The organism is Pseudoalteromonas sp. TAB23 (genome assembly GCF_000498075.1).
In the GTDB taxonomy this organism is placed as follows: domain Bacteria; phylum Pseudomonadota; class Gammaproteobacteria; order Enterobacterales; family Alteromonadaceae; genus Pseudoalteromonas; species Pseudoalteromonas arctica.
Genome location: NZ_AUTP01000223.1, coordinates 1 through 13,041, shown reverse-complemented (window position 1 = coordinate 13,041; position 13,041 = coordinate 1). Strand labels below are relative to the sequence as shown.

The 13,041-nt window shown below is 35.7% G+C and carries 10 protein-coding genes; 7 read left to right on the top strand and 3 right to left on the bottom strand.

The genetic code is table 11. The features are described from left to right. The first annotated feature begins 306 nt into the window (after nt 1-306). From L654_RS0112705 to L654_RS0112695, 3 genes are all read left to right on the top strand, one after another. The gene (locus tag L654_RS0112705; RefSeq protein WP_024590311.1) at nt 307-2,148 is read left to right on the top strand and encodes a hypothetical protein; all 1,842 of its coding nucleotides are present in this window, start codon (nt 307-309) and stop codon (nt 2,146-2,148) included. A 32-nt stretch (nt 2,149-2,180) separates the two neighbouring features. Then, a complete protein-coding gene (locus L654_RS0112700; RefSeq protein WP_024590312.1) occupies nt 2,181-2,531 on the top strand; it encodes a hypothetical protein in 351 nt (116 codons plus the stop codon). Nucleotides 2,532-2,623: 92 nt separating this feature from the next. Then, nucleotides 2,624-2,881 (top strand): hypothetical protein, encoded by a 258-nt coding sequence (locus L654_RS0112695; protein WP_024590313.1) that lies wholly within the window; start codon nt 2,624-2,626, stop codon nt 2,879-2,881. A 196-nt stretch (nt 2,882-3,077) separates the two neighbouring features. Here the strand turns inward: L654_RS0112695 and L654_RS0112690 are convergent, their stop codons facing one another. From L654_RS0112690 to L654_RS0112680, 3 genes are all read right to left on the bottom strand, one after another. Then, the gene (locus L654_RS0112690; protein WP_024590314.1) at nt 3,078-4,040 is read right to left on the bottom strand and encodes a hypothetical protein; all 963 of its coding nucleotides are present in this window, start codon (nt 4,038-4,040) and stop codon (nt 3,078-3,080) included. A gap of 261 nt (nt 4,041-4,301) precedes the next feature. Further along, nucleotides 4,302-5,393, bottom strand: a complete 1,092-nt coding sequence (locus tag L654_RS0112685) for a ParB family protein (protein ID WP_024590315.1) — start codon at nt 5,391-5,393, stop codon at nt 4,302-4,304. After that, nucleotides 5,393-6,610, bottom strand: a complete 1,218-nt coding sequence (locus L654_RS0112680; protein WP_024590316.1) for an AAA family ATPase — start codon at nt 6,608-6,610, stop codon at nt 5,393-5,395. The genes L654_RS0112685 and L654_RS0112680 overlap by 1 nt, the downstream gene beginning before the upstream one ends. A gap of 1,125 nt (nt 6,611-7,735) precedes the next feature. Here L654_RS0112680 and L654_RS0112670 point away from each other — a divergent pair. From L654_RS0112670 to L654_RS0112635, 4 genes are all read left to right on the top strand, one after another. Beyond that, nucleotides 7,736-8,842 (top strand): hypothetical protein, encoded by a 1,107-nt coding sequence (locus L654_RS0112670; RefSeq protein ID WP_024590317.1) that lies wholly within the window; start codon nt 7,736-7,738, stop codon nt 8,840-8,842. A 1,031-nt stretch (nt 8,843-9,873) separates the two neighbouring features. Next, nucleotides 9,874-10,407, top strand: coding sequence for a hypothetical protein (locus tag L654_RS0112650; protein WP_024590318.1), 534 nt, complete (start codon nt 9,874-9,876; stop codon nt 10,405-10,407). 112 nt (nt 10,408-10,519) lie between these two features. Further along, nucleotides 10,520-10,945, top strand: coding sequence for a hypothetical protein (locus tag L654_RS0112645; RefSeq protein ID WP_024590319.1), 426 nt, complete (start codon nt 10,520-10,522; stop codon nt 10,943-10,945). 762 nt (nt 10,946-11,707) lie between these two features. Further along, the gene (locus tag L654_RS0112635) at nt 11,708-12,694 is read left to right on the top strand and encodes a site-specific integrase (protein WP_024590321.1); all 987 of its coding nucleotides are present in this window, start codon (nt 11,708-11,710) and stop codon (nt 12,692-12,694) included. The last annotated feature ends 347 nt before the right edge of the window (nt 12,695-13,041 follow it).

Here is a 13,041-nt window from a genome sequence, read left to right as displayed (position 1 = left end):
GTAGAACTGGAATTTGTGGCTATTGTAAGTGCAAATTAAAGTCGGGTTCAGTGACTTACGTCACTGAGCCTTTAGGCTTTATGTCAAACGATGAAATCTTGCCATGTATATCAATTGCTAATGGAAATATAGAAATAGAGAACTGAAAAGGGAAGTCCTTTTTGGTCCTCTATTTTTCATTTTATTGTTTCTCTAAGCAGTAAAACGAAAAGCAGATGATATAGAACCTAATAGCTCCGGCTATAAACCCTTAAATAAAACCCTATACGGCTTAGCCGTTAAACCCCCTATGGAGAGTAACCACCCATGAAATCAAAAAACAGAGTTATAAAAGTAGCTAGAGTATTATCAAAGTTAATGAGTGACAGAGAAGGTATTAAGGTCACTGTTAGTGGTAGTACGGCTTATAGTTGTGGTGGAAGAATTAATATTCCATTTGGCGATTTTACTGATCCTGATTATGTGTCTATGACGCATGGTTATATTGATCATGAAATTGGCCATGAAAAACACACCAGTTTTTCAATCAACTTTAAGAGTAAGTTACATTCAAATTTATGCAATATCTTTGAAGATGCACGAATGGAGAAGTTAGTTGGTTCAGAGTATCCAGGCGCTAAGTTAAACCTTGAAAAACTTGTTTTAATAGCAATTAAGAAAGGCTTGTTTAGTGAACCTGTGAGTTCTGATAATCCGTTATCACTAGTATTAACATACTGCTTATATAAAGGCCGTGTACTTGGTGCAGGCAACCTTTGTCTAGATCAATATGCTGAACAAGCTTTAGCGTATTTAAAAGCAACCTATGACAATAACTTTATAGATAGTTTAACTGAAATAGTACATGGAATTACAAACACTCGTAGTACGCGTGATTGTGCAGATATGGCTTGGAAAGTTATTGAGCTTATGAAAAGTACAGATGAAGAGGAGCAAGAAGAACCTGAAAATGGTGATGATAGCGACGATTCAGAAAGTGATGAGCAATCAGACGATGAGCAATCAGATGATGAGCAATCAGATGGTGAGCAATCAGATGGTGAGCAATCAGACGGTGAGCAATCAGATGGTGAGCAATCAAATGGTGAGCAATCAAATGGTGAGCAATCAAATGGTGAGCAATCAGATGATGAACAATCAAATGGTGAGCAATCAAATGGTGAGCAATCAGATGGTGGACAATCAGATGATTCAAGCACGGATACTAATGGAAATGAAGCCTCTGTTGAGGACCAAGAAAACGGTGATCAAACTTCACGAATAATTAAGTCAGTTATAGATGCTATCGAAGACGATAATATTGAAGTACCTGACTTTCATGAAATGATAGCCGAAGAATTGAGACGAGAAGCAGAAAACTTTAGCCCTTCTGAAGATGATTCCGAACTTCGCGATATATTTAGTAATACGTTACCTGTAACGACTAAATGGAGAGAGATGGGATTACCTTTCAATAACCCTGAATTAATACCCAGTGCTGGCAAGGCGGTTTACCGAACCCTACACAGAGCGTTAATTGATGACACAGAGGAGTTGAATGGTTTTAGAAATCGTGGCCGAAAATTATCTAGCAAAAAACTTGTTGGATCAGTTTTAGGTGATGATCGCATTTTCAAAACACCTGTTATAGAAAACGAACTGAGCGCCGCTATTAGTATTTTAATTGATGCGTCCGGTTCTATGGCTGGTGGCTATCAAGAGATTGCTAACGCGGTAGCATTAGCAATGTCTAAGGGTTTGCAAAGCTTACAAGTTAAAAATGAAATTGGTTTTTACTCGTCTGAGATGTGCCTATATATAGCAAAACCTTTTAACCAACAATATATCGATGCAAAACGCTTTCAAGTTTGTTCTGATTTATACACTCCAAGCGGTGAGGCAATGAAGTCTGCATTAATGAGACTGAATCGCCAATCTGAAGATAAGAAGTGCTTATTCCTCGTAACTGATGGTGAGCCTAGTTGTCCGGGGTCATTTATTGAAGCATTGGAGCTGGCAAAGATATTGGGTATAAGTATTGCTGTATTAGGTGTGGGGATGACTAGAGATAACATAGAAGGTTTAGATAACAAATACTTTACGAATGTAGAGTGCGTTTCAAACCTTAAAAGTGCGTTATCTAAAATTGTAAAATCAAACATATTTTAACTCTGTCAAAATATCGTATATAGGAGCGTGTTATGTGCGAAACAAAGCTTGTTTCGGGTTATGCAACAACGTTTGTTCATGTTGTTGCAGCTAACGTATGTGGTGAAATTATTAAACCAAGTGATTTAAAGTCATTAGATAGTGGTGCGGGTGACTTATACTGCGCTGCTTCATGTGGTGAAATAATAACGCGTACTAAGTTGAAGCATTTAGATGCATTGTTGATAGAAAACAACCCAGCATTATCGGGTTTGATTTTTAATGTTTACAATGAGGCTAATGATTTCTTAGAACCAATCTATGATCTTACTGAACTAGTGAGTGACGCAGATTATTTAGCAGAACAATACGAAATATATTCTCTATCTGAATTTGAGAATTAACACCGGCAATTAAATAATTGCCTTAAACATTAACCCAAAAGGGGGTCGCTCTCCCTTTTGGGATTGCTCCCCCTCAAATATGAGGATAAGCAATGAGTAATAAAAAGAAAAACTTCGACCAGATACTTGTTGAACTTGTTCTGATGGCTATATTAGTTGGTTTTATACCCAGCTTAATTGTAGGAGCTTTAGAAGATTCCTTTGGAGTTTGCATAAGCCAAGTTGCAGATGTGTGCCACCAGTTACAAATTCAAGGTTTAGTTAAAGCTATAGGAGCATTAATTTGCTCTGTAGCTGCGGTTGTCGTTTCATTTACTATTTCAAAGCAATATAACAAAGAGGACAAATAATATGGACACAAGTATTTATCAAATAGCTACGGTAATTGTGGTTTTGGTGACATTCAGCACACTTGCTGGAGGTCTTTACTTTGTAGCCAATAGGTCTTCTAGTTGATTTTGAAATAAATCTGTTCAATTAAAGCGTCCTTTTGGGCGCTTTTTTTTTGGCTTAAATTTTACTGCCGGAAAACCAATCTGATAAACACTAATCTAAACCAGGAGCAGTGTAGAAATGTTCCTTCCAGTTTTTATCTGTTTTCTTCCAAGTTCCATCAATTCTGGGAAATCTATTTAAACGCTCGACCCAATCAGCTAATGACGGTAAGTATTCAGTATCGGGCATAGCGATAGGGCGCTTATTACTGAGAACGCATTCACTTAGATAGCGAATAACATGTTTTTCCATTTCAGTTAAATCCCTATTGAGCTCTTCATCCTCAACGTGGGGCTTAGAAACTAAGTCAAGTTCAGGGTCAAAGCTTACATTGCACTCAGCAAGAAAATCGATTTCGGCTTGGTTTTTCTTTCTTGGCACTGAATGCGATGTAAATATACTGAGCCTACCTAATCCATTGGCTTTGTCTTGAACAGACGGGAATAATTGCGGGTATGTAAGGTAGACAAGTGCAAATGCCTCATCTTCTTCATAATATTCACTATTAAGGGTTAGATGTGAGGGAATAGCATCAGCACGCTCTTTCGTTAGTTTTAAACCACCATGCCCGGCAGTCTTAACAACCATTATTCCATCTGCGAGTTGTCTTTGCTCTACTATAAGCCCCCATGGTGATGTCAGTTCAAGTATCGCTCTTCGGTCTGACGGTGAATATCCAACGCCTGCATTTTCCAGCATGTTTAGCACCATGCCATGAGAGTAATTATACTTAATGTAGCGCGACAATCGTTCGCCTAGAGCTTCATGGGCGTTGTTTTCTGCTGTTATGTAAATTGGTTCATGTGGGCATGATACATGCTTTATAAGCTCATCCCACGATGCATAACCTAATGTAACAGAAAGGGCTTCATGCACTTCTTTGAGCGTTGGCGGCACTGAGTCGAAGCAGGTTACATCAAACGGTATTCCAGATTCGTTCCATTCGTAAAAAAGAGCATCAGCCCATGCACTCGCTTCTATAGAGTGAGCAGGTGTTATTTTTACGTTTTTCATAGTTACTTTCTTTTTATTTTTTTATGATAAGGTTTATATTAGTTTATAGGTTGTCAAAATCAAAATACCGTAAACTGAGGTATTACCTGGTTGTTAAGAGAGTAGGGTGAACAGAGTAAGTAAAGGAATAACGTGTATTATATCGCTGGAATAATTTGCGATATTTTGTTGTAAGTTATTGTTTTCAAGAAAAATAAAGAATAAATAATTCTTGTATAAAAAACACAAAAAAACCTGCTAATCAGCAGGTTTTTATCAAGGTTATTGGTTATGTTTTTCCAAGAGCGCTACTATAGCTTCTTCGATTTCTCGTTTAGCCTCTTCAGTAATTTTGTCAAATGTATAACTTACCTTTCTACCCTTTTCAGTTTTTTTAGCTGTTCTTTGATTACCCTTACAGTCAAACAGTTTAGTTGTAACCGCTTTATCCTTCGGTTTGGCAGTAAGTTTTTTGTTTGCATTTTTAATAAGAGTTAAAACAGCACTTTTATATTCATCGGCCGCAAGGTTATCATCTATGCTAATAATTTCAGTTTCGATTTCATCTATAAATCCATCAAGAAAGTTGTTACTTTCAAGTTCGTCTTGCACTTGCTTGAGAAGTTTATAGTCAGCAATAGCGAGCGTGTTCACATCAGGGAAAAGCGTTAGCATTTCCTTTTTTACCGAAGCAGCAGTGAGCGCTTTACTTATTAAGCTTTGGCTAACACCGAGCTGTTCTGCTAATGCAGTTTGATTTAAGGTTTCGCCAGTCTCATTAAAGTGATTATCTTTAATCAACTGACAACGCAAACCAATATCTCTTAAGCTATGCTCCTTTGCCGATTGAAGCTCTTTTGCTAACGCTTTCGCATCACTGACGCTTATATCTTCGCTAGAAACGAGAAGGTGAAACTCCTTAATCGCTCCTTCTTCATATAAAAACCGGGCACGCCTACGTGAGCCGTCTAATATATCCATCTTCCCATCAAGTAACCTTGCAATGGCCGGTGTATATTGTTGCGTAAGAATTGAGTTTAGATCTTGTAATGACTCAAGGGTTAAATCGTCTTGGAATCGTCCGTTAACCTCAAACGTGACGGTGGTATTATCGCGTACTTCTTCATAAGACAATGTAACAGGTGTGAATTCTACTTTTTTACCTGACTTCAAAGTCCATACTTTACTTTCCCCAACTGAACTTAAACCAAAGAACTCTTTAAGCACTGCATTTGTATTTTGATTTGAGCTTTCAATTGCCGATTTTAGATCCTTTGATAGATGCTGTATTTTACTTATTGCTGCGTCTACTATCGCATCTTCTCCACCTGGTACACCACCTGTCGGATTGTTAAAGCCACGTTTTTTTGCCATTATTTTTCCTCCTTACTGCTTTCACGCCATACTTTTGCAATATCTCTATATACCTGACTTGTTACTTCATACCCATTTACTTGAGCTTTTAGAAATGAAGATTTACTTTTGTCGTATTCACTTTTGGACATATCGAAGACAGTAGCCATTGATGCTTGGCAATTAGAAACAGCCTCAGATGCTTTAAACTCTTTTGAGTATAAATAGTCCGAGAAATCATCACACAAACCAGTCATCAATCCTGTCGTTGTTGTTGAGCCTTCTTTAAAATTAGTAAGTAACATTTTCATAAAATCGAAGCCGGGATGACCTGCTTTTTTTAAAATAGCCCACACTTGCTGAATAAATTCAAAGTAAGAACTTGTGGCATCAATATCGCTTTCAGTTACACCTAATGGGTAGATAATACCCGTCGCCGCGTAGTAAGCATTATACGTTGGGAAGCCTAGGCTCGGTGGGGTATCTATGATAATTATATCAAATTCACTTTCAACTTCATTGATAATGTTTTTTAAAATTGAATACGGGTTTTCAATTTTATTATTTATAACTTGTTCGTGAAACCAGTTGTCTAAAGCCCTATCTGATTGTGCAGCCGGTAGGATACGTAAATTTGGTATTGTTGTTGGTAAGAATGCATTTGAGATCACTTGCTGCTTTGTTTCACCTTCGTCTAGCTCATAGTTCCCAGTAATCAAATCACCAGATGATAGCTCACCCAACGCCTCTGACTTCGTAGCGTAAAAGGTGGTCAATGTTGCTTGTGCATCCATATCAATTAGGCCAATGCGAAATTCTTGATGGAACTCTGTTGCTAGGCAAGAAGCTAGTGTAGCTGCAGTAGCTGTTTTAGCTACGCCACCTTTTTGATTTTGTATCGCGATTACTTGGAGTTTTTGATTTGATCCACGGTTGAATTTTTCCGCTTTTCTCAAATCTTGAGGCATTAGATCACGTACCTTGTATATTTCTTCTAAGTCCAGTGACCACTGAGAATCATCATGTCTGCGAGGGTCGATGTTAGCTAATTTTGTGTATTTATCTATAGTAGCCGCATGCACACCTAAATAGTCTTTGCTTTCATTACGAGTAAAGTTGCGAAGTTGTTTTTGGTTATTACTCAACAATCTTCTATTACGTGCTTCTTTATGATTCGTTGCGCCTACACTTAAATTATAAAAATCTCTATCAGTTTTAGCTACTTTTTCTGAACTCATGAAAAACCTCATACTTAACAATTATTCTAGTAAAGTGATAGTACATAATATGTATAACTGTGTATACCGATTTTTGTAATGCGAGTCATTTTTTGATACATGAATCGTGCATTGGTGTGTGGGCAATTATTCCCATATATATCGCGATTCCAAAATGCTGAAAACGCAATAAAATGATTATGACTAATGAAATAAAGTACTTAGTCAATTCTGTAAAGTGGCTTTATCCGTGCGTAATGACGTCAGGCAACTCAGTGGCCATAAAAAATAGAGCCGATTGGTTATTGCATTTGTCATCGTGTCTTATCAAAAGTCGTTTAAATGCAGAGCATGTGTTCTGTATTGATTACAGTTTTTTTGCAGAAAAGTAGAAAAGTGTCTTCATTTTTTACACTTTTATTAAACTATCATTTCTTTCTTAAACTTTTTACACATTAAATATGTATACTTCTAAAACACTCATAAATTTAATGTTGTAACAACCTGATTTAAAACACATTAAATGCTTGTTTGATCGTTTGAAAAAATGTGGCTGGCTTATTGCAGAAATTGAGTATGTGACAAACAAAAACTGGAGAAAATGTATGTCTATTCTAACAAAGCGTTATGCTTATGCTTTTGTATCAATTTTTTGCCAATTATTTTTTTACGCTGCAATTATAAAGTTTGGAAATAGTGAAGATATAGCTAGACTTGTATACATTTTAATCAACACAATTAGTATGTATTTGTATATAAAAGCTCTTATTACAGATATAAATTATCATCGAATTTATTAATAAAATTTCGTAAAAACTGCGAAAGTTAGTGCGAAAGCTTTCGCGTTTTTTTTCTGTATTTAACATGGATATTTTAGAGTTATTAATATTTTTATTTCTGTAAATTTAAATTCAAATAACTAACTTAGTTAGTGGTTAAGTATAAAGTTCTATATAAACAATGATTTATATGGCTTTTTTGATTTTGGCGTCTGGTTTTAAGCTCGTTCATATTGTAATTAATTGCGAAACTATTCCCTCGCTAATGGCGAAATTGTTTCGCGATAAGAGCGATACTATTTGCCGTAATTGCCTATATGAACAAGCGTGTGTATAATTCAATCATGTTTAAAAGTAGGTAATACCAATGTCTGCAAAAACCACTTCATTAAATCACAAAAAAATGATTCATGAGTTGTGTAATAACTTAGTAAAAAAAGGTATTGAGCCCAACATTCCTATGCTTTTGTCGTTGATCCCTGAAATTAAAAGCACGAGCACAGCTCATAAACACTTACTATCTTGGAAGACTATTAGGGCCCAAGAGCAAAAGGAATGGTTTGATAACAAATTTGCATTGTCATCTAACTTTGCACAAACGTTTATGGATGAATTGGCGCTAAAGGAAAAAGAGGCAGAACTACGCTATAAAAACCAATTTAATGAAGCTAATAGACAGCGTTTAATAGCCGAGCAAGAACTATCACAATTCAAAGCTGAATATGAGGCACTGAGTCTTAAGCAAGTGGCAAGCGAAACAAGGATAGAGCTACTTGAGAGGCAGTTAATGCAGAGTCGAGAGCTTGCTAATGAAAATCAAGAAAATGATGCACAATATCAAAAAGCTCTGGAGGAACTGACTCGCACGCATTCTCTGGCCGTAAAGGAGCTAGATACACAAATTGAACAGTTGAGAACAAAAAATCTGTCTAGTAGTAGGTTGAACCAAGAACTAGTAGAAGAGCTAACTTCACAGAAAGCATTAGCTAGTGAAAGCAAGGCTCTCGCACAAACGCTAGATGAAAGAAACGCTAAATTACTCTTAAGTAATGAAGCCCTTATAAAGCAGAATGAAAAAGTTAATGCAGAGCTTGAAGATGCTACCCAGGCGCTAGAAGACAATAAAAATAAAGTTAATGAACTCACCGAAGTAAAAACTGCATTACAAAACGAACTAAAAACGCTGAAAGCTTCTAATTTAGCTTTACAGGAAGAAACTGACAATTTTGAAATTTATAATAATGATATAAGCCCTAATCACATTAATTTAAATGAGATAGCGGAATCAGAAGATAAAGATTTAACTGCGTTAAATGATGCTAATTTAGCATTAAGTAAAGAACTCGAATCTGTAAAAGCTGCACTCAAAGAGACTGATGCTAAGTTACAGGATGCTTACACGCATAAGATGAACTTGTTAGTTGAAGTAAAAAAACAGAAGACAGCTATAGATTTACTACGCAAAAGAAAGTAGAAATTAGTAAATATGATTAGTTCAATATCGGCAAATGATGACCCTGTCTGGGTTGTTTTTGGTATCGTCGCTTGTGCCGCGCTTGGCATGCTTATTCTGTGGTTTGGGAATGTTAATAAAGGAAAATTGGAAGAATGATTAAAAAGATTACTGAATGGCGAGTAGGGAACACCCTCTTCATAAGATGGTCAAATGGAAAGGTTAGTGCAGTCGGCAAGTCAAATAAGTAGGTATATAATTTACCAATATTTTTGAAGCAACTTCAAATTCATTAATTGAGCTTAACTTACCTGTAGCTATATTGACGTTTGTCGTATCAATTTTATCAGGTCTTTATTTATTTGCAGTTAAGGCCACAAGCTAATAATTTGAAGCTAGTAAAGATTACTAATCTCAGTGCGCTTTTTATATTTAATAGCTTTGTGTATAATTATTATTAAACTACTTCGAGGTATTTATGAATACAATTCAAATTGCGACTATTATAGTTTTAACTATTACAATATTTTCACTTGCTGGTGGTTTGTATGCCTTGAAGCATAAAAATAAAGATTAGTTATTATTTTATAATTTTTGTGGTTCAATCTATTTAGTTAATGACATCAATTAACGCAGCTCGCACCTCTAGAATAATACCAAAAGCATGCTTCCTTACATTTTCAATCTGTTTTATTCGCAAATGAAGAGGATAGAAGTTGCCTTTATGTATTCACCTACCCAAACAAACCAACATCATCTGTGCTATTAAGTGCGGTTGTATCAGCCCCGTTATTTAATTATGCGCTCGTTATTAGTAAAAATAACAAATTAGAGTCACTATATTCACCCCTTCTAGCTTTGTAGCCTAAACATTCAAGTGTGTCATAATTCGTGCAATACAGATTATCAAAATACCAATAGGGTTTTATTTTCTGTTTTTTTTGGACCTAAATACATTCAGTGTTGTGAATTGGCTTTACACAGCCAATGACTACATGTGTTGAACGTCCATGTGAATTTTTAAATGCAAGAAACCACAAAGAGGGAATAACATGATTCATCAGCTCACAGGTAAACTCACTGACATCACAGAAAGTTTTACGGAAAAAACACATAAAACTACCGTGAATATTTATGACTACTTAGAGTTCGACGGTATTAAATATGGAAATATGCAAGTACCTGACGTTATAAATAGACATCTAGTTAAAGGTGTTGGCGAACAATTCACCATTGATTACATGGAAGTTATGGAGCGTTCAACACCCAAGCGCACGATAATCGGTGTAAAAACTCAAGATGGTAAATTTGATCACATTTCAGATATAGAAATGAAGCCAGCGTTAACGGCCATGAAAGCCCTCTTTGCACTCAATATGTTCACTTATTCAATATTTTGGACCATATTTGGTGGGATAATAGCTCTGGTAACGTACTTTATGACTAAAAGTTCAAATACAGCATATATGGTTTTATTCCTTGGCTATATTGTTGTTATAGCTTTAACGACTGTCGCTAACATGAACAGAATGGGGCCTATAAAAGAAGCGCTAGCTTACATAGATGAAAAGAAAGATATAGTTTAAGCATTTTCGCCTGCATAAAACACCCCATAAAAGGGTGTTTTATGCTTTTAACTGAGAGCCTGACCAGGACTACGCTCTTAAAGATAAATTACAGATAATAAGCAATATCTCCATGAGCAAAACACCTTTATCCCCAGCAGCTTCGGACAACTACATGACTTGTGTTGACGTTGAAGTTATTAACGCCAAGCGAAAATTAACGGATGTTAGAAATACTCGCTCTAGGATGAGAAATAAAATTATAAGGTTGAGCACTAAAAGTGATGCACTTGAAAATTTTATAGCTCAGTACCACCCAAGCTTGGCAATTGAGTTTGATAAAAAAGACGAAGCACCTAATGTAGATCTTGAACCCAAAGAGAAACCAATCAAATATATTGAGCAAATATTGAAGGACATCAGCCATAATGCTTATGCAGTAGGGCGATACCAACGCAAGCTTTATAAGCTAATGAACGACCCTGACTATTTAATTTGGTTTATAGAAAATCATTACGGTAATGTTAAGCACAGTAAAAAATCAACTTCTCCGCACTAATTACAGTTTTGAGTATGTGATTTTATTGTTATCAATCAGTTGGTTAGTGTGTTTATATCGTGCTTTATAAAAAACACTATTTTATTAGAGCTTATATATTGACCCTCTCTAGCTTAGTAGCTTAGATATGAAAGTGTGACATAATTTTTAAATAAACCGTTCAGAAGGATTGGGGTGTGTTAGTTTTTTTATTTGTCATTATTTATTTGATTAGTCATTTTGCTACTTTTTATGTTTTTAAAAAGTGTAACTTTATGGGTGGTCCGAACGCGGCGATATATTTACTGTCGTGTTATGCAAGCCAAGTGATTATACCCGTGTTCATATTGCTGCTTTCATTAATTGTGTCGGGTGTGGCACACAATTTATCAGTTACACTAATAGCCGAGTTATTTACAGCTGCTTTGGGCTTAATATTATTAATTGCCTTTAGTTTTATGATTTACACTCCAAAACATGTAAAAAAGCTCAAAAAATGAAATTTAAAAACTTAGGTGAGTTAGCCTGAGTTTTTTATTTAAAGTCCAATTTAACATAAAAATAGCTATCGTAAATAGTGATTTACAAGAGCTATTTTTGAAGTTAATGTGACCAGTATGGAAATTATAATTTTCGTACTTATAGCGTACATAAATATATTGGGCGATTTGAACTAAGGTGTTGTTAAAGTGAACAAATGTGATGTACGGGTTTAATTTCAGAGATTAACATTAAACTATTTATTTTAATTCTACTACAACAAAATACAAAGAAAGGTTCATCGTGACACGATTTGCAAAAGAGCTATTTGAAGTGCGTAAAGATTTGGCCGTTTCCAATGGCAGGCACAATAAAACAATTATCTACAAAGATGCGCAATGTCCGATATATAATTATATATTATCGCTAACCTCTGAAGCCTCTAAAGAAACTGCAGCAAGGGTTTTGAAAGCGATAGCTAAGCATATGGGCAGGGATTCAATCTATGATATTAACTGGCAAAACTTTAGCGGGGTTGCATTAAATAGTTTAATTAATAGTTTTAAGTCTAAAGGAAATTATGCACCAAAGACGATAACCTTGTACATTTCTATAGTAAAACAAGTTGTTGAGCACGCTTATTTACTTGGGTATATGAGTACGTTACAACGTGATGCCATTAAGTTCATAAAGCCAAAAGCAGGCTCGCGTAGCAAAGAATATGAGCTATTAGACCATAAAGGAGTGTGCGATTTACTCAATAAAATACAATCAGGAATAGGGGAGAATGGTGCTAAAATTGGCAATCATGTCGCTAATGTTCGGGATTATGCGTTATTTTCGATACTAACACGTTGCGGGTTGCGGAGGTTAGAAGCGGCTAGTTTAAAGGTGGGTGACGTTCGGGAAAAATCACTTCGAGTTATAGGTAAAGGCAATAAAGAGCGTAAAGTAGCTTTACACCCAGTAGTTACTGAAGCTATTAAACAATGGTTTAAAATTTATAAGTATTCTAATGAAAATGATCCTCTTTTTGTAAGTATTCTAAAAGGGGGGCACTTACAAAATAAAGCAATGAGTTCTGATGCGATATTTAAATTGTGTGTGAAATACAACGCCCCACCTCCGCATTCATTGCGCCGCAGCTATGCAACAAACCTTTACAATAATGGGGCTAATATCAAAAATATTTCGTTGTTGCTAGGTCATAGTCAAATCTCTACTACAGAATTATATCTGCATGTTGGTGAAGATGATCTATACAATGACGTCATGGATAATTTGCTCTAAATAATTATAAAAAACAGTCATTATGAAAAGTCTTTCGTTATTTCATTAATAATAGGCAAGTTAAGTTGTGGCCGTAGGTCTGCTATATAACTTGCTAGCTTGTTACGTAATGCTCGCTATAAATGTAATTGTAAGCAATGGCTTTTTTTTATAACCTAGATTCAAATTGTAAGTGCATAACTTGTTTTGGCTAGATTAAGTGGTCAGTTGCTCATAAGCTAACTGCTTTTTCTCCGGCAAGAGATTTTACAATGAGACATTACAAACAACTGACCTATGCGCAAAGATGCCAGATCGCCGTTCTAAAGAAAAGTGGTTTTACGCAACAAAGTATTGCTGAGCTAACT

Excerpts from the sequence above, each read along its gene's own strand:
- L654_RS0112705 (WP_024590311.1), top strand. The coding sequence starts at position 307 with ATGAAATCAAAAAACAGAGTTATAAAAGTAGCTAGAGTATTATCAAAG.
- L654_RS0112700 (WP_024590312.1), top strand. The coding sequence starts at position 2,181 with ATGTGCGAAACAAAGCTTGTTTCGGGTTATGCAACAACGTTTGTTCAT.
- L654_RS0112695 (WP_024590313.1), top strand. The coding sequence starts at position 2,624 with ATGAGTAATAAAAAGAAAAACTTCGACCAGATACTTGTTGAACTTGTT.
- L654_RS0112690 (WP_024590314.1), bottom strand. The coding sequence starts at position 4,040 with ATGAAAAACGTAAAAATAACACCTGCTCACTCTATAGAAGCGAGTGCA.
- L654_RS0112685 (WP_024590315.1), bottom strand. The coding sequence starts at position 5,393 with ATGGCAAAAAAACGTGGCTTTAACAATCCGACAGGTGGTGTACCAGGT.
- L654_RS0112680 (WP_024590316.1), bottom strand. The coding sequence starts at position 6,610 with ATGAGTTCAGAAAAAGTAGCTAAAACTGATAGAGATTTTTATAATTTA.
- L654_RS0112670 (WP_024590317.1), top strand. The coding sequence starts at position 7,736 with ATGTCTGCAAAAACCACTTCATTAAATCACAAAAAAATGATTCATGAG.
- L654_RS0112650 (WP_024590318.1), top strand. The coding sequence starts at position 9,874 with ATGATTCATCAGCTCACAGGTAAACTCACTGACATCACAGAAAGTTTT.
- L654_RS0112645 (WP_024590319.1), top strand. The coding sequence starts at position 10,520 with ATGAGCAAAACACCTTTATCCCCAGCAGCTTCGGACAACTACATGACT.